Origin of the sequence: Arthrobacter sp. NPDC089319 (assembly GCF_040684925.1) — a bacterium.
GTDB lineage: Bacteria > Actinomycetota > Actinomycetes > Actinomycetales > Micrococcaceae > Crystallibacter.
In genome coordinates this window covers 24711-45916 of the sequence record NZ_JBFBGZ010000010.1, presented here as the reverse complement: position 1 = coordinate 45916, position 21206 = coordinate 24711, and the positions used below count along the sequence as shown (strand labels likewise).

Here is a 21206-nt window from a genome sequence, read left to right as displayed (position 1 = left end):
GTGGCATCGGTTGGGAGCCCTTTTGGGCTCGAACCGATGAACCGTCGACGAGAGTGATGGTTTGGGCGTAATGTCGACGCATGCTCGCTCCTTCTGAAGTTGGTAGCTGATGAGACTGGTGGCGTTGCCGGGTGGCAGCGCCACGGACCCGGTGTTCTGGAGTGCGCAGGCCTTCGAGGACTTCGAGCAGGAGATCGTGGATCAGTATGCGCTGGCGATGGCAGCGGCTGGTTTGAGCGACTCGCACATCCGCAATACCCGGGCGACGATCATTGAATTCGCCCGTTCGGTGACCGGCCCGCTGTGGGCAGTGACTTGCCAGGATGCCGACCGGTTCCTTTCCGAGCAGCGCCGGCTGGGCCGCAGTGTGAGCACCAGGGCCGGCAAGGCAGGAGCACTGGCGCTGTTCTACGAGTTCATGGTCAGTCGTTACCAGGGTCGGATCCATCGGGCGACCGGGGTGCTGGTCGAGCAGCCCATCGATGAGTTCAACCGTCAGTCGGGTGCTTCGTTGGGCAAGGTCCGGGTGCCGCCGTCGGATGCCGAGATCGAAGCGTTCTTCACCGGTTGGCGGCATTCGATCCCCCAGGCCCGCAAGTATCTTCCCGCCGCTCGGGACTACTTTGCTGCCTCGTTGTGGCGTCGGCTGGGGTTGAGGATCAACGAGACGGTGATGCTGGATATCCGTGATTGGCGTCCGGACCTGGGCGGGTTCGGCAAGCTCCACGTCCGGTTCGGCAAGGGAGCGCGGGGCCGTGGCCCCAAGCCGCGGCTGGTACCGGCGATCAATGGTGCGGCCGAGCTGATCGACTGGTGGCTGGGCGAGGTCCGACACCAATATGGCGAAGACTGGGCGGATCCGGACGCACCCCTGCTCCCCTCGGAGCGGTTCGACCACGAGCTGGGACGATGCGGCCGGGTCGGCGGCAACGCGCTGCGCCGCACCCTGGCATTGCAGGTCGAGCAGCGGCTGCCGGCGTGGTCCGGACGGATGACACCCCACGTTCTGCGGCATTACTGTGCATCCTCGCTTTACGGGGCTGGGATGGATATTAAGGCCCTTCAGGAGTTGCTCGGGCATCAATGGCTCGCCACTACATCGCGGTATATCCACGTGCGCAGCGAGCATGTCGAGCTGGCTTGGAAGAATGCCAACGAGCGGGTCGAGTCCCGCTTCGCGATCACACAGAAGGAAGGATGAGGCCGTGCAGTGGAACCTGCGGATCAGAGCCGCCGAGCGCGGGATCTGGAAGTCAGCGCAGATGCGCCGGATGCTCGCCGAGGCCGGGCTGGAGATCAGTGCAGGAAAGATGTCCTCGTGGTGGGCCGGGACGCCGGCGACGATGAAACTTGAAGAGCTCGACATGCTCTGCTCGGTGCTGGAGTGCACACCCACTGACCTGATGAGCCCCGAGCCGGACAAGGTCGCCGCCCGCCGCCCCCGCGCCACCGAAACCGTCAACGGCGATAGCCAAGGCCACGCCGCCGGCAAAGGCGGGATATCGCCGACCGTCACGCCGAGATTCGGCAAGCCGCGGTCCGAGCCGCCCCTATAGGCAGGGAGGTTGTGAGTCCTGCCCCAGGCCCGATGGCACCGCTGCGGCCGCCATCGATGTGTCCCGACTGCCAAACCAACCGGGTGGCGTGGGTCCACCCTCGGGTGGACTACTGCTATGACTGCCTTCCCGGCGGCCCCTTCATCCCACCCCCTTGCTCCAAATGCGGCACCAGCACGGGATACTTCAGCCAAGGCATGTGCGCCAGCTGCCATCCCGGCAGCCCGCAACACCCAGGCTCCTGCAAAGATTGCTTCGCCTGGGGTGTCTACCGCCGCTACAACTGGACCTGCTGGCAGTGTCGCTGGTGGCGCTCCCACAACCCGGAAGGAATCTGCGACTATTGCGGGCGGGCGGCCCGCGTCGGAGAGCGGCGGGCCTGCCGGCTGTGCCTGGAACAGGCCCGAATGCTCCAAGAGCCCGGACACGGCCTGGACCTGGTCGGTGCGACGAAGGCCGGTCACCAGCTCTTCTTCGCCAACATGACCTTCGCACGTCGGGGAGCACCACCGCTGAGCCCGGACCAACGAGCCCCATGGCAGCGGCGGGACAAAAACAACCTGCCCGGCAGCGGGGCCGCCGCCGAGTTCGGCGGGCAGATGGCGTTGTTCGACCTGGCGCCCGACCCGAAGGCCCTGGCAGAGCGTGTCCGCCGCGAAGACAACGACCTGACCCGCTACTGCGCCGCCATCGTCCGTGAACACGCCGCAAGGGCCGGCTGGAGCAAGCGGCAACGCAACGATGTGACCCGCTCGCTGCGGATACTGCAGGGCCTGCGGCCAACCCCAACCGCGAAGGTCCGTGCCACCCACGTCCTCCAACTGCGCCAATACTCCGGCAACGTCATCTCCACGATCGACGTACTGGCGGCGGCGGGGCTCCTCATTGAGGACCGGCCGACCCGAGTCGAACGCTACTTCGCAGCAAAGACCAGCACCCTGCCGCCGGTGATGAAGGACCAGCTTGAGGTATGGCTGGAAGTCCTGACCAACGGCGCCCGCCGGCCTCCACGGCAGATTCCGCGTGACCCGAAGACCATCATCGCGCACATTCTGGGCATCGAACCGATCATCCATGCCTGGGCCGCGGCCGGCTTGCAGTCTTTCGCCGAGGTCACCCACGCCGACATCACAGCCGCGCTGGACGAAACGAAGTCCCGCCGCCACATCGCCGGAAACGGGCTCAAATCGCTCTTCACCATCCTCAAAGGACGCCGGCTCATCTTCGCCAACCCGACCCGCGGGATGAAAGCATCCCCGAAAGCCACCAACACTCCGCTCGCCCTGGATGCTGCGGTGATCCGTGGCGAGCTGAACTCCCCAGACCCGGTGGTCGCCCTCGCGGTTGCCTTGGTCGCCTTCCACGCCCTGACAGGCCAGCAAGTCCGTGAACTGAAACTGACCGACATCAGGGACGGGCATCTCGCAGTGGCTGACCGTCACATCCCGCTGGCCGGGCCCGTGCGCACCCGCCTGACAGCCTGGCTCGACCACCGCAACCGGACCTGGCCCGGTACTGCCAACCCACACCTGCTCATCAACCGGCGCACCGCACCCAGGCTCCTCCCCGTCAGCAACCAGTTCCCCTGGTCCGGATTGACGCTGCGGCCGCGCGTTCTGCGAGAGGACCGCATCCTGCACGAGATCCACGCAACCGGCGGCGACATCCGCCGCGTCTGCGACCTCTTCGGACTCAGCGTTGAAGGCGCCACCCGCTACCTCGGCACCCTTGAGCACCCCGACCTTACCCTCGAGAACCAACGGGTTCCCCGAACCTAGGCACGCAGAAGGACCCCAGCCCGCAAGCATGCTCAGGTTCACGCCAAAAGCGTCAAAATTCACGCGAACTTCTCACGGTCGCCGTGCCATTTCCCATCGGTGTCGTTGACCCCGTCGGGGCCGTGCTCCACGGAGGTCAGGCCCACCTGGACCGGGATCCCGGGGCGGCCGCCGACCTTGATGAGGAACTTCCCACGCCCGGGCGGTTCGACGTCTACACCCCGGGAGTCCCACGCTGGCGGGTCCTGCCAGGAAATGAGCTTTTGTTGCTCCTGCCGGGACAGGGGTATCGCGGAGGTCAGCAGCGGCATCTCGGAGGCGGGCAGGCCGCCGCAGATGACCATGCCGGAGCGTTCGACGAAGCCGCGGGCTTTCATCCGGTCCTCTTCGGCCGGCAGTGCCAGCAGGTCGGACATGGTGTGGGAGATCATGATCTGCCCAACGCCGACGGACCGGTTAAGCCGGGTGAGGGCGTCCACCCGGTCGACCATGCCCTTCCCGGCACGCAGGGCCCGCCACAGTTCGTCCAGGACGACGAAGTAGTTCCGGCGCGGTTCCAGGCCCGCGTCGGCGAGGGCGTTGGCGACGTTGACGGTGCCGAAGCCGTAGGACCAGCAGGCCAGCAGCACGGCGGCCTGCAGGTCGGTTTCGGTCTCGTCGATGCTGGAGACGTCGAAGACCACGGCGCGGTCCCGCTTCATGGGGTTGGTGGTCTGGCGGGAGAAGATTTCGCCGAGCTTTCCGCCCCCGGTCAGGCCCAGCAGGGTTGCTTCCAGTGCCCGGGTTTCCTGCAGATAAATGTTCATGTCGCCGCGGTCCAGCGCGACCTGCCGCAGCTCATCCGGAGCGGAGACGATCACATCCAGCAGGTCTTTCAGGACCGGGACACCGTCGAAGGACTCATCGAGGACCCGCAGTGCCCGGTCCAGGATGGTTTGTTCCTGGTCGGTGGGCGGGTTGTTCCGGCTGATGGTGATCAGGGAGACGACCATGGTCAGGCGACGGCCGTGCGCGTCGGCGCGGACCCGTGCGGCGTCTTCGTGGTGGCCGCTGTCTTCGAGCAGCTGGGCTGCTTCGACTGCCTGCCCAGGGTCGAGGATGTTCAGGTAGCCGACGCCGCGGCCGAGCTTGATGACCTGCCCGCCGAGGGCTTTCACGGCTTTGACGTGCTCGCCTTTAAGGTCGCCAAGGATCAGCGGGTGGACTCCCTGGGCCGAGAGGCCGATGAACATCCGTCGGACGACGGTGGACTTTCCAAGGCCGGGTTTGCCGAGGATGAACGCGGACGGGTTGGAAATCAGCCGTGCGCGCTGGAACCAGCTGATCGGGTCACAGCACACCGTTGCCTGGGTTTCCTCATGCCGGCCGAGCGGGACGCCGATCATGGGCGAGGATGCACCCGAAGAGAACGGCCACAGCCCGCAGACCTGGACGGTAGTTCCCCGGTACTCCCGGACGGACGGGAGCAGCCGGGCCATGCCGCCGCCCCGTCCGGTCCAGCCCCGCGAGCCAGGCCCGGCTTCCTTTGCCGGGGCTTTTGCTGTCTTTACTGTCTTGGCTTCTTTGCTGTCAAGAGCTTCATGCGGGCCATTAGAGGGCGTCCTTAATTTCGGAGGGCACCATGCTGTGCTTGGGCAGGACCAGCCCCAGGGGCAGGGACGCGGCGAAAGCGGTGTCCTGGGAGCCGTAGGCGCGGCGCAGCAGCACGCGGGCGGTACCGGAGGTCTGTTCAATGGCGGCAACGGCGTCCGGCAGACGTTCCTTGTCGGTGACCGTCGCGGTGACGACCATGCCGAAGTTCACCAGACCGGCGCCCTGGGCTTCTTCCTGGGCGGTCTGCACAGCAGAGCGGGCATCCACCAGCGCCCGGGCTGTCGGTCGGGTGCCCGAGGTGATGCGGACGTTGGCGTTGTTCTGGTCCCGCTCAACTACCGCTGCGGCACGGGCGGAGTCCATCGGACGGTAAAGCAGGCAGATGCGCTTGCGGTCAATGTCGCCGTGCGGGGCCAGAAGCCGGGAGAGGACGGAGGAGTTCACGGACCCGCGGGGAGCCCCGGTCATGGTCCAGGAAGCAGAGAACGCGGAGTCGTGCCGGTAGTCGTCCCAGCTGGCCTGCGTCGCGGTCGGGCCGACCTCGCCCCAGGTCAGGGACACCGGGGTGCCGGCCGCGTGGGCCTCATCGATGATCAGCGCTGCGGGCGGGTCATAGGCGATCCGTACGACCTCGCAAAGTTCCTGCGCGGACATGGGCCGGGCGATCCCGGCGCCGGTGGACTGCAGCCGGGCCGAAAGCCCGGGGATCCGCGAGGCCAGGTCGCGGGCGACATCCTCCGGGGTGCGCTTTTTCGAGCCCGCGCGCAGGGAGGCGTTGAAGGTCAGGGAAACCCAGGCGCGGACCGTGGCTGATCCTTCCGGGTAGGTGTCGACGACCTCGTGGAGCATTTCCTTGGCGAACTGAGGGGCGTCCGGGTCGATATTCAACATGACCTCGTTCCGCAGCCGGTACCCGGAATCCGGTGCGGTCTCAACGGTGACGGCGGCCGCGTCCAGACCGGCCTCGTCGGCCAGTGCGGCGAGCCAGCCGCCCCAGTTCGCGACCCAGGCATCGACCTGCGCCGGGTCCACGAGGGAGGCCCCGTCTGGTTCGGTGGAGAAGATCACGGTGAAGTGGCTGGTGGCCGGGACGTGCAGCATGGCGAAAGGGCGCTTGTAGGAGTCGGTGAACTCGTAAAGGGTGGACTTCGCCGCCAACCCGGGCAGCTGGTACATGCCCCACTCGGTCACACCCAGCGGACCGGAACGGTACACATTCGTCCCGGAGGACTTCGCGACCTTGTACGCCATGCGGATACCGAGACGGTCCACTACTGACTGGCCGTGCTTGTCTTTGACTGTCAGCAGCAGGGCGCAGGCGCCGGCCACCGCGAGGACGCTCAGGCCGGCGAAGAGGCCCCAGATGGCGAAGCTGACGATGCCCAGCAGGAGGCCGACCATGACAATCGCGGTGCCGATCGCGCCGAGGTTGCCCAGGCCGGCTGAGCGCGGAACGCGCCAGTTGCCGTAGGACGGTTCTTTGTATTCGGTGTTAATTGCTGCCACTGGGGCCCTCCCCGGTTGAATCCTGCGCGGTCGTCTTGATTGCCTCTGACGTCCTGGACGCCACCTGTACGCCTGTGGCTACGGCCATGCCAGCCGGGCCCGTGGCTGCCGCTCCCGTAGCAGCCCCAGCACCTCCGGCCGGTGCTGCCGGTCCCGCTTTGCCTGAGGCGCCAGCGGCGCCACGCGGACCCGAAGAGCCAGGCGTTGGCTGCCCTCCCCCACCGCGGGGGCCTGAAGATCCAGAACTGCCCTTGGGAGAGTTGCCTGTGTTCGTGCTGGTTGTGCTGCTGGTGCTGGCTGGGGTGGGCGCTGCATTGCCCCGTCCACTGCCAACCCGGCCCATGGACACAGCCCCGGTGGCAAGGGCACCCACGGCAGCCCCTGCCGCTGCCCCGCTGCCGGCGGCAACGGCTCCCACCATTGGCGTGACGAACCGCATCAGGGCTGGAAGGGCTAACAGGGCAACGATCATCAACGTGAACCCCGTGATGGAGCCAATCAGGGCATCCTTCCCGCTGGTCTTGCTCATCAACAGGAATGCGACCGAATACACGATGGCGGCAGCCGGCTTATAGAGAATGAAGGCGATGGTCCAACCAACTGCCTTCTGGAACCACTGCCTGCCCATCTCCGTATTCGTAAATGCGGCCGTGGTGGGCAGGATGCCCGCCAGGATCACCAACATGCCGCTGCGCACCACCATCAGCACGATCTGAACCAGAGATGCAATCAAGCCGACGAGGCCCAGAACGATCAGAATGAACACTCCAACCCCCGTCTGTCCGGTCACGACGAGGATGTTCATCGCCTCGGCGAATCCCTTCCCGTTCGTGGAACGGTCGATGATGGCGGCAGAGAAGGCGTCGGCCGCGATCACCAGAATCGACATGACGCCCAGGCCCAGCCCCGACACGAGAGTGAGGGTGAGCAGCGAACGGAGAAGGTCCTTCAAGGGTGCCCCACGCTGTTCCCAAATCATTCGGATCCCTCCGAGGATCACGGCGAGAACCGCCAACGCCAAGGTCCAGGGCATCAATTCGCTGTTGACCGCTGAGACAACGGGGCTTGGTGTCCTGCCGTCCACGCTGGCCAGGTTCACAGTGGGCATTGAGACCCAGAACGTAGACAGTGTTGTCACCATCTGGCTCATGCCCTCCATGATGGCCTTGGCCAGATTGTTGATTGCGTCGTCCGCGATCCCCGCCGCAACATTGCTGGCACCCTCTTTACCCCAGCAGGCCACATCCCAGACTTCGCATGCTTTTTCTGCCATGTCAGACGCCAGCCCAAGGGATAAACAAACTTAGGTCACTGATCTGGCGCACTGTGCCTCCACCGGCGGCGGGCATGTCCAGTTTCCAGTCGCCGTTTTCCCACAGCAGTGACGTTGAGAGAGCGCCTAATCCGCCATCATTGCTTTTGAGCGCTAGCTCTACTACTGCTGCTTCGGGGCTGTACGAATGGATGATGAAGCCGGCGATCTGAACCTTCGGTGACGCCCCGCCACCGACATCCTTGCCTTCCCGTATGGCCTGTACCGCTTTGTCCCGTGAGGGGCTGTCAGCGGCCAGTTCCAGGTAAACCTGTTTTGCATGGCCATTGAACGACGCCGCCCAGATGTTCGCCGTCGCGTAGAGAGCTCCTGTCGGGGACTGGGCAAAGCAGGACCTCAGCCCATCCCTGCCGACCTTTCCAGGACCTGCCGTTGACGGCTCTGCGGGAACAGCCATGGTTCCTAGCAGCTCCCACTTGGACTGAGGCGCGGTTCCAAGTGCGGATTCGCTGCTGCCGGGAAGTCCGCAGACACTTTTGTTCGCCCCAGCTGAAGCACTGGGGCTGACAGTGGCTGAACCGCTGGTTTCTGCCGGGGCAGGGGCGGGCTGGGCGTTGTCCTGCCCTTTGGAGAGAAGGAAGATCACCATGGTTGCTGCAATCAGCGCGACCACCAGCGCGGCAGCGATGATGAAACCGGGTTTGGTGAACGGATTGCTTTCGGTGGTGCTCTCTGCTGACTGGCTCATACGGAACTCCCGTTGATGGTGCTGGCTTAGACGAAGGCGCGGACGATGCCCGCGGCTCCGGTGATGATGATGCAGCCCATGAGGACCCAGCCGAGCTTGCCGATCGCCTGTGCGCCTTCACCGCGCTGGAGCTGGATGACCATGCCGATGCCGACGATGATGACGCCCAGCACGCCCAGGACCAGGCCGATACCGGAAGCCCAGTTCAGGATGGTCAACAGACCGCCGGCCTGCGCCGGGACAACCGGGGTGGGGTTGGGAATAACGCTGGATGAGAGTGCAGTGAACATGTTCATGGTGAGACCTTTCAGTATTTGGTTGCCGTGGCCAGGGCGGCCACGTCGGTAATGAAGCGCTGGTATTCGCGGACGGCTGGCATTGCCGTGGTGTCCGTGTGCCGCCAAGCGTCCACCCAGGGCAGACTCCAGAATCGTGGCGCTCCGCCGCCTACGAGGGCGGTGAAGTCCCGAAGCGCTTTGGGTGTCTTTCCCGGGGCGTCTGCCAGGACGGCGAGACCGAGCAGATCAACCTGCGGGGCGGCGCCTGACGCCCACTGGGTGAGCGCGTTTCTGGCAGTTGTCAGGCCGCGCATGTCTGCGCGGCAGACCAGCAGCACCTGCGGGCTGCCGCCGCTGGGGAGAACAGGCCAGCAATGATCCGTGGAACGGGCAGAATCGATAAGGTCAGCGATCCGGCTTTCACCCGCTCCCCCATGGGTACCAACAACCCAGAGACGGGCTGCGCCGGCCATGCTGCGGGACGCCAGCCGGTCTGCCGCGTCGGGCTCGACCATGCCCCGCAGCGGTGTGCTGATGACCGCCGCCGGCGGGACAGCCGCAGCCCGGGTTTCCTCAGCCGGTTCATCAGCCGTGGGGCGGGTAACCCAGGGGTTCAGGGTCTGTTGCATTGGTCCTCCTCTCAATTCTCAAGTTCCGTAGGGATCGTTCTAGAAGCCTTTGGCGACAGCGGCCGCTGCCGCGAGCCACGCCCGCTGGGTGGCGGGCTGGAGCGCTTCGTAACGGATCGGTCCGTTGACCAGGGCGGGGTCGTACGGGATACGGACGACGGCGCGGACGAACGGCTCGAAGCCGTCGGCGATCCGCTGCGCCTCGGCTTTCGCCCGCTTGAGGGCATCGCCGGTCATGCTGCGCTTGGCGTCAGTGGACTCGGAGACGATCACGACGGCGTTGCGTGCCAGCTCGGCGTCGTGGCCACCACGGGATTCGAGGGTCTGCAGGGTCAGCCGGGCTGCTTCGGCGCGGTCTTCGATGGCGGTGACGGGGACGACCAGCTGGTTGGTGTGGTCGATCATCCGCCGCCAGTTGGCGGCCCTGGCGGTGTTGCCGGAGTCCATGATGACCAGTCGGTAGTAGCGGGTGAGGACCTGGTGGGCGATGTCGACTTCCTCTGCGGTGACTTCGTGGTCGCCTTCTTCGTTTTCGTCCGAGCGCAGCACATCGAACTTGTCGGCGGTCTGGTGGTGGACGAACTTGGCGATCTCGGCCGCGTTCGTGGAAGGGGACAGGAGTTCGGTGGAGGAGTCGATCAGGTCCAGGACGCTGCGGTCGTGGGCGCCTTTCTCGGTCCGCCATCCCAGGGTGCCTTGGGATTCGTTGTTGTCCCAGGCCACCGTTGCGGCGCCGCTGTAGCGGGCAAGGATCGCCGAGAGCATCACAACCGTGGGCGTCTTGTTGGCCCCGCCCTTGCGGTTGACCACGGCGATGGTCCGCGGGCCGGGCCAGTGCTGGCTTACGGTGCGGATGTCCTCACGCTCGGACAGCTCTTCCTCTGAGGGGTCCATCCGGAGGCCCAGGCGAGTCAAGGTCCCGCGCCAGCCCTGCGTGGCCGGCTCCAGTACCGGGGCGCTCACCAGGAAGGAGGTCTCCTTCAAGCTGCGTCGGGTCACCGGCGCGTCGGTTGCAACAGCCTGCTGCGGTGCCTCGGCGGCCGGAGCCACGGCCTCGGCCAACGCAGTCTCCCCGACCAGGGGCGGCCACGGCCGGCGTTCCACCACCGGCTGGGCAGGCTCAGGCTTCACCGCAGGCCTTGGCGCTGGAGTGGTATCGGTGACTTCGGCGGCGGCCGCAGCGGGCGTGCCGGCGGGTGCGGCGGTCCGGCGGCGGCCGGACCGGGGCTCGTAGGAGACGGATTCGACGTTGCCGCCCGGGTGCACGATCAGTTCGCCGTGGCCTTCGGGATCTTCGATGCCGACCCGGACGGGGCGCTGCAGCGTCCTGGCTTCGGCCACGACCAGGGCCAGGGCATTGTCGCGCAGGTCCTGGAGCGTCTGCCCTGCAGGGACGAGGCGGGAGTTACCAGCGACGATGACCTCGGCGGTGCCGTTGTCGCTGATGATGGCCTTGATGTTCGGGAAGGCCAGGACCTCTGTTGGAGTGGTGCTCATGAAACCTGATTCCTTACGTTGACGGGGTTGGTGAGGTGCGTGCGCTTAGGAGGCGGGCGGGGTGAGCCGGTTGACCTTCCACGGGGCCTTCTGGCCGGTTCGGAGCAGCTGCACGGTGTAGGCCCCGGCGTCAGTCGGCACGGCTGCCATAACGCCGTAGCCGTTCGCCTCATCGACCGTCAGCGTCGCGGGGCCAGTGACCCGAGTGGCGGGTACATTGGCCGGGTCCACGGCGGAGTAATCGGCGGTGGCCTGCGGCGTGAGCCAGCGGGCCAGGTCGTTGGCCCACTGCTTTTCCTCCGCGCCCGGGCGGGCGAAGTCCGCCATGGCCTTCTCAGCAACGTCTACGGCGGCGTCCTTACTGGCCTGATCCCAGCTGATGCCGGTGGTGGTCGGCACCGTGCCTTCTGGAGCCTGCGGGCCGCTGCCCGCGCTCAGGGAGACCGGTGCTGAGGCTGTGGCGGCCGTGCTGGGCACCGGGACCGGTGTGGTGTTCGTTGCCGGTGCGCACGCGGCGCAGAGCAGGGCCACCGCGACGAGGGTCAGAGACTTTTTCACGCTTTCTCCTCTTGAGTAGGCAGGTACAGGAAGGCTGAAGGGACATCGCTGCTGACGGTCCGGGTGTAGTAGTTGTGGTCATCAGGGGGCGGGTTGCCGTTGTATCCCTCTTCGACGTAGGTGCCGTCGTCCCTGACTTCCTTGACCACGGCGACGTGGCCGAAAGTGGGGTCCGCTCCCCCGGCCCCCGGCGCGTACCAGACAACCGCCCCGACACGAGGAACGGAACCGGTGGGCCAGCCCTTGGCATCCCAGCCGGCCTTCCACGTCAGCGCAGAACCCAACTTCTGGCCGTCCGGGCGGAAGTTACCGTTGAGGAACTTGAACGGGGCGCTGCTGGACCCCATCTGCTGGTTCACCCGCCACAGGGCAAAGTCCACGCATTCGCGGTAAAACATGCCCAGCGGCGACGCGGCGGCAGCGCCCGCTCCGGCCTGCATCCAGATGGGAGAGTCCTTCCACGGGTAGTCATCCCCGGCACCGGTATTCCCCGGGATGGCGCAGTCGCTGCCTTCCAGTGAGAACTTGCCGTCCGAGAGTGCCTGGACGAGCTTGACGGCCTCGGGCCAGTACTTCTGGTAGTGGTACGGGTCGGCGTTGCGCTGGACCTTGTTTCCGGCAAGGGTCGGCTCCAGCAGCTCCCAGCCCTCGACTTTCTGCAGTTCCTTGATGAAGTTCGTGGCGCTGATGGTCGGGTCCATGCGGTCTGCGTAGGAGCCCCACGCGCCGTTGTCGCGCTGCTGAAACAGACCTCTGGAATCCAGGCCAGGACTATCGCCATGGTTTAGGACCCTGAGACCGGACTCACCCAGGGCAACCATCACGCTGATCATTTGCCCTTTGACCTGCAGGTTCAGCTTGTCGCCTGCGTTGATGATGGCCGCAGCATTCTTCAGTTGCTCCGCCGAGTACCCCTCAACCGCTGCATTGCCGCCGAATGCGGCTGAAACGGCCGGTGCACATACTGCCGAGGCTGGTTCCGCCCCGGCGGGCTGCAGCACTAGCGCGAACATCAGTCCTAGGGACAACACGGGCACCGAAGCGACGGCGCCGGTAAGGAGGCCTGTCGATTTCATGGCTGATTGCCCACACCATCGACCTCGCCAAGCTGCGCGAGCGCGGGCTCATATACATGAGGTATCTGTTGGGCGAAGGAGGTGCGCACCATGGTGCGACCATCGACGACTAGATGTGTGCAGGCATCCCGTTGCATCGGACTGACCCTATCACGCATGTGTCACACATGCGTGACACACCGGCGAGTAGCAGCGTTACATCGTCGATGAAAAGGTACCTGCCGGACGTTGCCTTAGGTTTCTTCGTCCAAGATCTTGGTAATCGCCTTCAGCGCTTCGGGATCGACCGGTCCCAGGGCGCGGGCGGCGAAGTTCCGCACTTCCGCGCGCCTCATACTGCGGAGCAACTCCAGTTCAGCTTCCACTCGTTCAGGCAATTTACCGCCCTCCTGAAGGAGATACTCAGGATCCACGTCGAAGACAGAAGCTATCGCACGCAGTGCTTCGTTCGGGACCACCTGCTCTTTGCCTGCCTTCAGCAGTGACCATCTGGTCCGGGAAAGATAGTAGCCGGCCTTCTGCGCCCCATCACGGATGGCCGGGTAGTCAAAAGGCTTACCGCTGTCAGACATGATCACGTCCAGCAGAAGATTGATCTTCCGTGCGAGCGTTTCTGCTCTGCGGATCCCGGCGGCCCGCTCAGGCGACAGATCGAAATCGCTCAAGTGATCCAGCTCCAATTTATAGCTCCGACGAAACAGCCGAAGGTGACTATTCCGATAAGGGCCCCGGCCAAGGCTTCACCCCACGTGTGTTCCTTCAGAGCGGTTCGACTCACCATCATCAATGGCGATAGTACCAACAGCCAACCAAGGGAAGGGCCGAATACCGCCGTCCCCCATAGAGCAGCGAAGGAAATAACTGACACGTGGGCCGAGGCGTTCAGCCGGCGTCGTGCCAAGGCCAACCCCGCATTCCCTGCAACGAGTCCTACGACTGTGGCCGAAACCGGAGCCGGGACATTCAGCAAAGCACAAGCAGTTACCCCAACAACAGTCAGTATTGTAACCACCCTTGTCCGCCATGTTGCAGGCAAACCCAGCTTCTCGGAGACCAGGGAGTATTTCTTGTAGGTGAATCCGGGGACGACGATGATGCCGACGGCAAGCGCAACCACACCCAAGGACCCGAGCCCGGCATTCACTCCCGCCAGGACGATAACGACCAGCAGGACAACTGCGGGTGCGAACACCTTCGAGAAACTAGCTGCCCATCTGGACTTGGGCGGCGCCGATCGAACCTGGGTGTGCAATTCTTGCCTCAATGGTGTCTACTAACTCGATTTCGTCGGCGGACAAAAGCCCTGGATCTTGAACCCGTATATCGTGAATGAAGATTACCCATCGGTATATCTGGTTCCGAGTTGCCCGGGGACGCAGACTAAGGACCGCTCCTTCCCTAGCTCGTTGGCCCGCATCCGTTTCAACGAGCCGGCCCACAATGGGTCGAAGCCTCAGAAGCGCACTTCGGATTCGCCTGCGTTCAGCCCACTGCAACCGGATGCGCTGGTACGCAGGAAGCGCGAAACCCACAGCGAAGCCAATCAATGTAACCGCGACCAACGCCCGGTAGCCCACATAAACAATATTCGAGGCGTTACTTCCGACCCCAGACGCCGCCTGCCCCACCAGCAGCAGCTTGACGCCAACCGCCAGCACGCCGATAAGGCAAGACACAGCGGTGATATCGAACCCGACGCGAAAGGACGCCGTTTCGCCGGTCCTGTCCCGGCGAAGACATTCGATTCCGGTGTAACCGGAGATGATCCCGATCCAGACGAAGAACAAACTCTGATACCAACCGATAGCTGGAATACCCGCGAAAGCGTCGGTGAAGTTAGTGGCTGACCCTGGCGTTTCTGAGGTGAGCAGCAGAGCTGCTTGAGCAATCGAGAACGCGATTCCCGCCAGTACCAGCAAGCGCCAGCGGGTGTTTGAGGCTCCTGTCGCGGCTACGATCAGACGACTGAGCTCGGTCATGCCAAGCCCCAAGACGATGTGGACCACCAGGTTCAGAATATTTCGATCGCCAAGTACAGCGTCGACGGCCAGGTACACCGGATCAACATTCAGTGTCGTGCCAATCGACACGGGGACCATCGCCGTGAGAATCCCAGGCTTCCAGCCGAACCTCAACCCAGCGCTCCGAGTAAGCACCACAGTCCAGAGGATGAGAGCAGGCAGTATCTGCAGCAGGCTCATCCAAAGACCTTTTCGAAGTCACTGATCGGGGCAGCCGGCGGGGCCAGCACAATTCGAGAAAGTAGGTAGGCGACCTCCTCGGCGGCCTTTTCCATGTCGTTCCATTGCGGGGATCGGGCAAGCATCCGTTTGATGCCTTTCCTCTGCCCCACATGACTGAAGACCGACGGCATGGAAGCGGCGAGCCCGTCGCACCCCTCGTGGTCGAGCAAGATATGGCCAAACTCATGGCAGATCACGTGCATTCGGTGCAGGTCCGAGTGATCTTCAGGAACCAGGATGTGGGACTTGATATCTGTTTCGAGCCAAAGTCCGGAAAGGCCAGGAAGGGCGGACTCTGGCACTGTCCGAACAGTAATAGGTTTGCCATGCACGACTTCAACTGAGGCTAGCAGCTGGTCAAAAGATACCTGGCCCGCAAGTTGCAGCTGCTCAACAGTGGCCTGTGGCATTCGACGTGGCAGGCCGGCCTCTGCGAACCCATCCCTACTTCTGCGCACTACATCTCCACTACACGAACTTTCACACATGGTTCACGCATGTGTGAGTACACTCTTATAGGACAGCATCCCCGCTCGTGGATGGCCTAGACATAACTGCCCATTCCCCGAGCAATCCAATGACCATGTTTAGCACAAGGAAGGAAACATGCCCGGAATCATGCATGAGGCGGCACGACCGGCGCAGCCCGCCCCGCCAGCTACAACTATCCGCGAAACTCCGTCACTAGGTGCAGTCGCAGCAGCCAAAGCGCCGCGGCCAGCTCCGCGCAAGCCCTGGCTTCATCAAGTGGACACCGCACTCGACGGGTTGAGTTCGCCGGCGGCAGCTCGAGCTGCGGTTTGAGGATCAACCAAGTGTTTCCCGACACGCCGAACAGCTTCACGTCAATCGGTTACAGTAACCGTTTGAATTGCCACATGGCTATCTCAGGAAACCGTCGCGGCGGGCGTCGTAGTAAAGGCGAACGCCACCTTATTGGAGCCCGAATGCCGGTACCCGACGCTGACAAGCTCCGCAGCGTCGCCGAGGCTGAAGGCAGTACGGTCAGCGATTACGTTGCCCGGGTCATGCACGAACACCTGATGTCCATCGATCTTGATTCACTGCACGGTCAGGAGGCTCTGCCTATCAGCCGGGCCAGTTAAACGAAGAAGGCCCGCACGAAGCGGGCCTTCTAAATGAAGTTATCCAAGCTCACTGTTGCGTCTCCGCCAAGATTCTTCAACAGCAAGCTTCATACAGAACCGGGTATTTTCATGCCCTCTTCCATATGGAATTGAGTCCATCATACACGCACGCGCCTTTGCAACGAGTGATGCCCTGCCGACCACGCCGCCCGGCGTGTTGAAAACGGGCTCCCCATCGGCTTCCTCGGACCGGGACCAGGCCGCGGCAGAGTGGCGAGCCCTTGCACCGCTGATCGCCTCCGGCCCGTACATGCGGCTTTCCAAGGACGGCGGCAAGACCTACAGAAACAGTGGCGAACGCGCCCTGTCCGAAGCCCTCCCTTCATTCCCGGCGGCGGTGCGGACCTGCGGCCGCGACGGAATGGTTCGTACCCTTTGCTTGGACTTGGACGTCAGCCGCGGCGGCCAGAACAAAGTGGACGACGACTACCGCAGGCTGCGTACCTGGTTCTCGGCCAACGACGTGCGCTGGATCGAAGACCAGTCCCCCAGCGGCGGACGCCACCTGTACATCCCTCTGGCTTTTGCCGTGGTGTTCACTGACGCCAAGGAATTCGTTCAGGCCCTGTCCAAGCGGTTTACCAGCATCGACCCCGGCCCGCACGAAAACGCTGCCACCGGAGCCATCCGAGTACCTGGAAGTGTCTGGAAAAAAGGCGGTTATCAAAGGCTCACCATGAGCCTGAACACTGCCTACGACGTCGCCAAGGCCCGGCGCAACAAGTGGCCGGCGTGGGAGCACCTGCGCCAGGACCTGCGCGATGAGTTGGACGCTGTCAGGCAGCGCCGGAGCCAGCCCTTGGAGCTGTTGGAACCCGCGGAAACCCTGCCCCGCCCCGGCGGACCCCGGGCGCTGCCCCAAGCCAAGGAGTTTATTGCCCGCAGCGGCAATTACGACACCAGCCGGTACTCCAGCCCGTCCGAGGCTCGACAAGGCGTACTGGCGTCCGCGGTTGCGGCCGGCTGGTCCCTGACGGATGTTCAGCGTCTGATGCACCAAAACACCTGGGCCGGCATGGTGGCCTTCTACTCCCGGTACTCCCCCACCCACCGCAGCAAGGCCTTGCACCGGGACTGGCAAAAGGCAGTCGCCTACGTCCAAAGTTTCACCAAAAAACACGAAGTCCGCAAAGAAGGGAATAACAACCGGCATAAAAGCTACACAAGCCAGCCAAATACACACCCCCCTGCACTTACCCTGCTGCCGCAGCCGAAGTCTCCCGCTGAATACCAATACCTGCTCACCTGGCGCAACGCGCTGGCAACCTACGACCAGTCACTGATTGGTTCCAGGGCAGGGCTTGGAACACGGATGCTGCTGCGGGCGATGGGCGAAGCAGCCAGCAAGGCCGGCAGCCGCTTTATTGAGTTCGGTGTGAGGTCACTTGCACTGGCCACGGGCACACACGAGACCACAGTTGCCAGGCAATTGCGTGAACTAGCCACTGGAGAGTATCGCCTGATTCGACTCGCGAATGAAGGACGCGGCGTGCATGCGGACCTCTACGAACTCGTCATCCCCGACGAGTTCAGAGAAAGTGCCGAGCGTAATGCTTGGAAGCCAGGGAAACTGCACGCACTCCGCCCCGTCTTCCGCGAACTCGGTGTTGTCAGCGCCTTTGTCTACGAGACCATCGAGCGAAGCGATATCCCCCTCACTACAGCCGATATCGCGCGATCCAGCGGCCTCTCCCCCAGAGCCACCGCTCAAGCACTGGAAATCCTAGCCGCGTGGAAAATGATCCAACGTACCCGCGAGGGCTGGGAATTCGTAGAAGCGACAAGCCTCCGGGCGCTGGCTGAACGCTTCGGAGTCTTGGAAAGCATTGGAGCCCAGCTCAAGCGTTACCGCACTGAACGAGCAATTTGGCACCAATGGTTGGCGAAACGCCTTCTTTCCAAGGAGCCACTTTTGGCGCTGGCACCAGATGACTACCCATATTGGGACGACGGACCTCCTGAAGAACAATCACTAGTGGACTTGGTCTACAGACGAGCGTCTTGACGCTGTTAGTCCATGAGTTAAGTTGGTGCACCGTGATGATTGGGCTTTGCCTTGCGGTCTTGCTGGCGACGAGTCTTGGGCCATCTGTCTGACCGGCGACATGGCCCCATGGCCTGTACTCAATGGAGGGCCTTTGGTTTAGACGACGGTGACTAGTGAGTGGAAAGAGTATGGAACTCTGTTAGTCCGTCAGTTTTTGGAGGTGTATGTGAGCGAGACTCGTTTTCGCTTCTTGCCCATCAACGCCATGAGACTGTCTCCCTGGCCCCGGCCCGTATGGCAGCACCATCTAAACGGGCTATCCTTCGCCACCTTATAGAAGCAGATGTCCCGTTGCGCAACCATCCAGAGGTCTGTGAGTCTGTGAGTCTGTGATTATAACGTGTGAGTTGTTCTCATGGGCTCGGCCGCACTTTGGTGAGACTGGAGCTGACAGAGTCTCGGAGTAGCCGAGATGCATACTGGGCCGCCGCTCCTCGGCCTCGGACGACGTACTTGGGAAACTGTATGCCCGTGGGACTTTGTTAGTCGAATTTACGGCCGACTGCCTCTATGGTCCGGAGCTCCCCCGGTCATTGCGTGTCCTGGTTGCGAATGCGGGACTAACAGAGTCTGAGACTCACGGAGTTCTAGGGGGGTGTGTAAAAACCTGTACTCGGCCAAGGTTGATCGCTTCGGAAATTACTTCTCTCTGTGACTCTGTTAGTCAATTGCGCAGCTCGACTGCGCGCGTGGAACGTTACGAGGGATAACCGTGGCTCTGGTACTAACAGAGTGCCGTAGTCGCGAACTTACAGAGCTGTCCCCCCGAGTCAGCGTGTGCTAGTTGCGAGTGCGGGACTAACAGAGTCTGGGACTCGCGGAGTGTCAGACGGGCGGAACGGGTGCATATCCCTGTACTCGGCCGAGGCTGAGTCGCCGCAGAATCTGCCGGTCTCTGTAACTCTGTTAGTCAATCGCGCAGCTCGACTGCGCGCGGGGAACGTTCCGAGGGATAACCATGGCTCTGGTACTAACAGAGTGCCGTAGTCGCGAACTTACAGAGCTGCGCCCCCGAGTCAGCGTGGTGCTAGTTGCGAGTGCGGGACTAACAGAGTCTGGGACTCGCGGAGTGTCAGGCGAGCGGAACGGGTGCATAACCCAGTTCTCGGCCGAGGCTGAGTCGCCGCAGAATCTGCCGGTCTCTGTAACTCTGTTAGTCAATCGCGCAGCTCGACTGCGCTTGTAAAGCCTTCCGAGAACTATTCCTGACTCTGGAACTAACAGAGTACTGCAGTCACGAACTTACAGAGTTACGGCGCGCCTCCCTGGTTTGTGATTGTTCGGGCGCGAAGATGGCAAAGATTGAAGGGAGCGCATATGACACAGGGACTGGAACGAGTGGTTGCCGTCGTTAACGGCAAAGGGGGTGTAGGAAAGACAACGATCACCGCCAACATCGGTGGAATGCTTGCAGCAAGCGGCTACAGGGTTTTGTTGGTGGATATGGACCCCCAGGGCAATTTGGCTGAGGAACTGGGCTACACCGCGAGTGACGTCAACGATGACGGGCTGGGGCTAGCCCAGACACTGGCATTCGGCAGCGAACTCAAACCGGTCGTGGGCATCAGAGAGAATCTCGACGTGTTAGTCGGGGGCTCGCATCTAGATATGGCAGCAGCCGGTCTCACCATGAAGGCGCAAAAGGATCCGCAAGGCGCCAAGGCCGCATTGGCTGCAGCCCTCGGGCCAGCGGCACCGGACTACGACTTGATCTTCATCGACTGCCCTCCGGGCCAAGAGACGCTTCAGCAAGCGGCCTTAGCAGCGGCCCGCTGGGCATTGATCCCGGTGAAGACTGATGCTTCCTCGCGCAAGGGACTCAGAGACGTCGCGCGCCGGCTGGACGCAGTCGTGGAGATCAATCCGGACATTGACCTTCTGGGTGTTGTGCTTTTCGGCGTCAATCGCTCAGCCAAGCGAGTATCCGAGGCTGCCCGAGAAGCTGTGCTAAACGACCTGGGGGAGGGAGCGCCGGTTTTCAGGACGTCAATTAGACATGCAGAGGCGGCAGCGCAAGAGAGCCGTGAAAGAGGGCTGCTGGCCTTCGAACTGGAAGAAGCGGTTCTATCTGCACCAAAGTGGTGGGAGTTGCGCCGGAACAACGTTGAGCACGACGGCCCCAGATCAAAAAGTGCTGTCGGCGTTGCCGAAGATTTCCAAGCTCTCGGAGAAGAGATCGTCGCCAGGATCACTGCCAATGAAGGTGTGGCTACCTCAGAAGCCCCAACTGCCGTAGGGGAGGCCACCCGTTGAGTGCACCCATGCGCCGGACTCTTAGCGGCTTGGCACCTAAGGCAGCGCCAAAGAGCGAAGTAAGGCAACTTATTCGTTCTAACCGGACGGAGCCGATAGCCCCAAAACCCACGCCCGATGCAATCGGGTCGTTGCAATCTGCGGACATTACTGCCGAGGCAGTAACTAGTACAACGCCAGAGCCTGTAACTAACAGAGTTCCGAAGTATTTGAAGCTAAAACGTCGGGAAGCTCGCGTGTACGCCGAACAAGCGGACGAACTAACCTTATTGACTCGACGGCTGAACACGGCCCGCCGCCTTCCGGACGGGACAACAACGGGGGAGCGAATTACAGACAACACTCTTCTCCGGCTGGCTATAGATCTCCTTCTCGCCAGAACCGATGACCTCAAGGGGACGACGGAAGAAGAGTTAGCTGCAAGCCTCGGACTGAACCCGCGCAAGCCCGACGGCGGCTAGAAGCCCGGAACCATTCCGAACCTGCTGGAAGCGGCCCTCTCATGACCGCTTCCAGCACCTGTTCGTGGACTGCACTGGGTCGTGTGCTCGAATGGCATATGTTCCGGAGCATGAGAACAGCCCCGGCGGATACCTGCTGGGGCTGTTATTAGTGCAAGTTCAGTGAGCCGCCCGATATTTCTCTACGACGTCGGAGCTGAGTCGCCCGCGGGCGTTTACGGCAACACCGTTCGCGGCAGCCCAGTCGCGTACATCCTTGGGTGCGGGTCCGCCGCTAGTAACTTGGCGTTGGCGGGTCCTGCCGGGTTTTCCGGTTTTGCGGGCACCGTCGATGTATTTCTTCAGGCTGTCGCGAAGCTGGCGGGCGTTTCCGTCGGCGAGGTCGATTTCATACGCGACCCCGTCCAAAGAAAAGTTGACCGTGGTATCCGCTTCAGAGCCATCCAGGTCATCGATTAGTCGCACTACGACTTTCTGAGCCAAATTTATTACCTTCTAGTTATGGGAAAGGGAACAACGCCTCTAAGCGTTACTTGCCATCGTTCCACCCGGCAGGCTCCCC

At 62.9% G+C, this 21206-nt stretch carries 20 protein-coding genes; 6 read left to right on the top strand and 14 right to left on the bottom strand.

The features are described from left to right. The first annotated feature begins 109 nt into the window (after nt 1-109). The 3 genes from AB0N75_RS14885 (at nt 110) to AB0N75_RS14875 (ending at nt 3334) form a co-directional block, all read left to right on the top strand. Nucleotides 110-1201, top strand: coding sequence for a tyrosine-type recombinase/integrase (locus AB0N75_RS14885; protein WP_364651433.1), 1092 nt, complete (start codon nt 110-112; stop codon nt 1199-1201). A gap of 4 nt (nt 1202-1205) precedes the next feature. Continuing rightward, nucleotides 1206-1556, top strand: coding sequence for a helix-turn-helix transcriptional regulator (locus tag AB0N75_RS14880; RefSeq protein ID WP_364651430.1), 351 nt, complete (start codon nt 1206-1208; stop codon nt 1554-1556). Nucleotides 1557-1963: 407 nt separating this feature from the next. Continuing rightward, nucleotides 1964-3334: a hypothetical protein gene (locus AB0N75_RS14875; protein WP_364651427.1), complete on the top strand. Its 1371-nt coding sequence runs from the start codon at nt 1964-1966 to the stop codon at nt 3332-3334. 59 nt (nt 3335-3393) lie between these two features. On the opposite strand, the gene AB0N75_RS14870 is transcribed toward AB0N75_RS14875, so the two are convergent. From AB0N75_RS14870 to AB0N75_RS14810, 13 genes are all read right to left on the bottom strand, one after another. After that, nucleotides 3394-4812, bottom strand: a complete 1419-nt coding sequence (locus AB0N75_RS14870; protein ID WP_364651424.1) for a DUF87 domain-containing protein — start codon at nt 4810-4812, stop codon at nt 3394-3396. A gap of 112 nt (nt 4813-4924) precedes the next feature. Beyond that, nucleotides 4925-6433 (bottom strand): SCO6880 family protein, encoded by a 1509-nt coding sequence (locus AB0N75_RS14865; protein WP_364651421.1) that lies wholly within the window; start codon nt 6431-6433, stop codon nt 4925-4927. Beyond that, nucleotides 6420-7706, bottom strand: coding sequence for a hypothetical protein (locus tag AB0N75_RS14860; RefSeq protein ID WP_364651418.1), 1287 nt, complete (start codon nt 7704-7706; stop codon nt 6420-6422). The genes AB0N75_RS14865 and AB0N75_RS14860 overlap by 14 nt, the downstream gene beginning before the upstream one ends. Before the next feature lies 1 nt (nt 7707). Further along, nucleotides 7708-8454 (bottom strand): hypothetical protein, encoded by a 747-nt coding sequence (locus AB0N75_RS14855; RefSeq protein ID WP_364651416.1) that lies wholly within the window; start codon nt 8452-8454, stop codon nt 7708-7710. Nucleotides 8455-8480: 26 nt separating this feature from the next. Next, entirely contained in the window at nt 8481-8750 is a 270-nt protein-coding gene (locus AB0N75_RS14850) for a hypothetical protein (RefSeq protein WP_364651413.1), read from the bottom strand. A gap of 11 nt (nt 8751-8761) precedes the next feature. Next, nucleotides 8762-9361 (bottom strand): DUF6668 family protein, encoded by a 600-nt coding sequence (locus tag AB0N75_RS14845; protein ID WP_364651410.1) that lies wholly within the window; start codon nt 9359-9361, stop codon nt 8762-8764. A gap of 39 nt (nt 9362-9400) precedes the next feature. Next, nucleotides 9401-10858 carry a chromosome partitioning protein ParA gene (locus AB0N75_RS14840; RefSeq protein ID WP_364651407.1) on the bottom strand — a complete coding sequence of 486 codons (1458 nt, stop codon included), beginning with the start codon at nt 10856-10858 and terminating at the stop codon, nt 9401-9403. Nucleotides 10859-10903: 45 nt separating this feature from the next. Next, nucleotides 10904-11416 carry a hypothetical protein gene (locus tag AB0N75_RS14835; RefSeq protein ID WP_364651404.1) on the bottom strand — a complete coding sequence of 171 codons (513 nt, stop codon included), beginning with the start codon at nt 11414-11416 and terminating at the stop codon, nt 10904-10906. Further along, nucleotides 11413-12492, bottom strand: a complete 1080-nt coding sequence (locus AB0N75_RS14830; protein ID WP_364651401.1) for a CHAP domain-containing protein — start codon at nt 12490-12492, stop codon at nt 11413-11415. The genes AB0N75_RS14835 and AB0N75_RS14830 overlap by 4 nt, the downstream gene beginning before the upstream one ends. Nucleotides 12493-12725: 233 nt before the next feature. Beyond that, nucleotides 12726-13157, bottom strand: a complete 432-nt coding sequence (locus AB0N75_RS14825) for a hypothetical protein (RefSeq protein ID WP_364651398.1) — start codon at nt 13155-13157, stop codon at nt 12726-12728. Beyond that, nucleotides 13154-13684, bottom strand: coding sequence for a hypothetical protein (locus AB0N75_RS14820; RefSeq protein WP_364651395.1), 531 nt, complete (start codon nt 13682-13684; stop codon nt 13154-13156). Before AB0N75_RS14820 ends, AB0N75_RS14825 begins: the two co-directional genes overlap by 4 nt. Nucleotides 13685-13694: 10 nt before the next feature. Further along, a complete protein-coding gene (locus AB0N75_RS14815) occupies nt 13695-14693 on the bottom strand; it encodes a hypothetical protein (RefSeq protein WP_364651392.1) in 999 nt (332 codons plus the stop codon). Continuing rightward, nucleotides 14690-15037 (bottom strand): hypothetical protein, encoded by a 348-nt coding sequence (locus AB0N75_RS14810; RefSeq protein ID WP_364651389.1) that lies wholly within the window; start codon nt 15035-15037, stop codon nt 14690-14692. The genes AB0N75_RS14815 and AB0N75_RS14810 overlap by 4 nt, the downstream gene beginning before the upstream one ends. Nucleotides 15038-15682: 645 nt before the next feature. On the opposite strand from AB0N75_RS14810, the gene AB0N75_RS14805 reads away from it, so the two are divergent. From AB0N75_RS14805 to AB0N75_RS14795, 3 genes are all read left to right on the top strand, one after another. Continuing rightward, complete coding sequence (locus tag AB0N75_RS14805; protein WP_364651386.1) at nt 15683-15841, top strand: hypothetical protein; 159 nt, start codon at nt 15683-15685, stop codon at nt 15839-15841. Between the two features lie 196 nt (nt 15842-16037). After that, nucleotides 16038-17888: a MarR family transcriptional regulator gene (locus AB0N75_RS14800; protein ID WP_364651384.1), complete on the top strand. Its 1851-nt coding sequence runs from the start codon at nt 16038-16040 to the stop codon at nt 17886-17888. 1359 nt (nt 17889-19247) lie between these two features. Then, nucleotides 19248-20183, top strand: coding sequence for a ParA family protein (locus AB0N75_RS14795; RefSeq protein WP_364651381.1), 936 nt, complete (start codon nt 19248-19250; stop codon nt 20181-20183). Nucleotides 20184-20803: 620 nt separating this feature from the next. On the opposite strand, the gene AB0N75_RS14790 is transcribed toward AB0N75_RS14795, so the two are convergent. Next, nucleotides 20804-21127: an Lsr2 family protein gene (locus AB0N75_RS14790; RefSeq protein ID WP_364651378.1), complete on the bottom strand. Its 324-nt coding sequence runs from the start codon at nt 21125-21127 to the stop codon at nt 20804-20806. Nucleotides 21128-21206: the final 79 nt, after the last annotated feature.

Bases quoted from the DNA above. Each gene is read 5' to 3' on its own strand.
- AB0N75_RS14885 (WP_364651433.1), top strand. From the start codon at position 110: ATGAGACTGGTGGCGTTGCCGGGTGGCAGCGCCACGGACCCGGTGTTC.
- AB0N75_RS14875 (WP_364651427.1), top strand. From the start codon at position 1,964: ATGCTCCAAGAGCCCGGACACGGCCTGGACCTGGTCGGTGCGACGAAG.
- AB0N75_RS14870 (WP_364651424.1), bottom strand. From the start codon at position 4,812: ATGGCCCGGCTGCTCCCGTCCGTCCGGGAGTACCGGGGAACTACCGTC.
- AB0N75_RS14860 (WP_364651418.1), bottom strand. From the start codon at position 7,706: ATGGCAGAAAAAGCATGCGAAGTCTGGGATGTGGCCTGCTGGGGTAAA.
- AB0N75_RS14855 (WP_364651416.1), bottom strand. From the start codon at position 8,454: ATGAGCCAGTCAGCAGAGAGCACCACCGAAAGCAATCCGTTCACCAAA.
- AB0N75_RS14850 (WP_364651413.1), bottom strand. From the start codon at position 8,750: ATGAACATGTTCACTGCACTCTCATCCAGCGTTATTCCCAACCCCACC.
- AB0N75_RS14845 (WP_364651410.1), bottom strand. From the start codon at position 9,361: ATGCAACAGACCCTGAACCCCTGGGTTACCCGCCCCACGGCTGATGAA.
- AB0N75_RS14840 (WP_364651407.1), bottom strand. From the start codon at position 10,858: ATGAGCACCACTCCAACAGAGGTCCTGGCCTTCCCGAACATCAAGGCC.
- AB0N75_RS14830 (WP_364651401.1), bottom strand. From the start codon at position 12,492: ATGAAATCGACAGGCCTCCTTACCGGCGCCGTCGCTTCGGTGCCCGTG.
- AB0N75_RS14815 (WP_364651392.1), bottom strand. From the start codon at position 14,693: ATGAGCCTGCTGCAGATACTGCCTGCTCTCATCCTCTGGACTGTGGTG.
- AB0N75_RS14805 (WP_364651386.1), top strand. From the start codon at position 15,683: ATGCCGGTACCCGACGCTGACAAGCTCCGCAGCGTCGCCGAGGCTGAA.
- AB0N75_RS14795 (WP_364651381.1), top strand. From the start codon at position 19,248: ATGACACAGGGACTGGAACGAGTGGTTGCCGTCGTTAACGGCAAAGGG.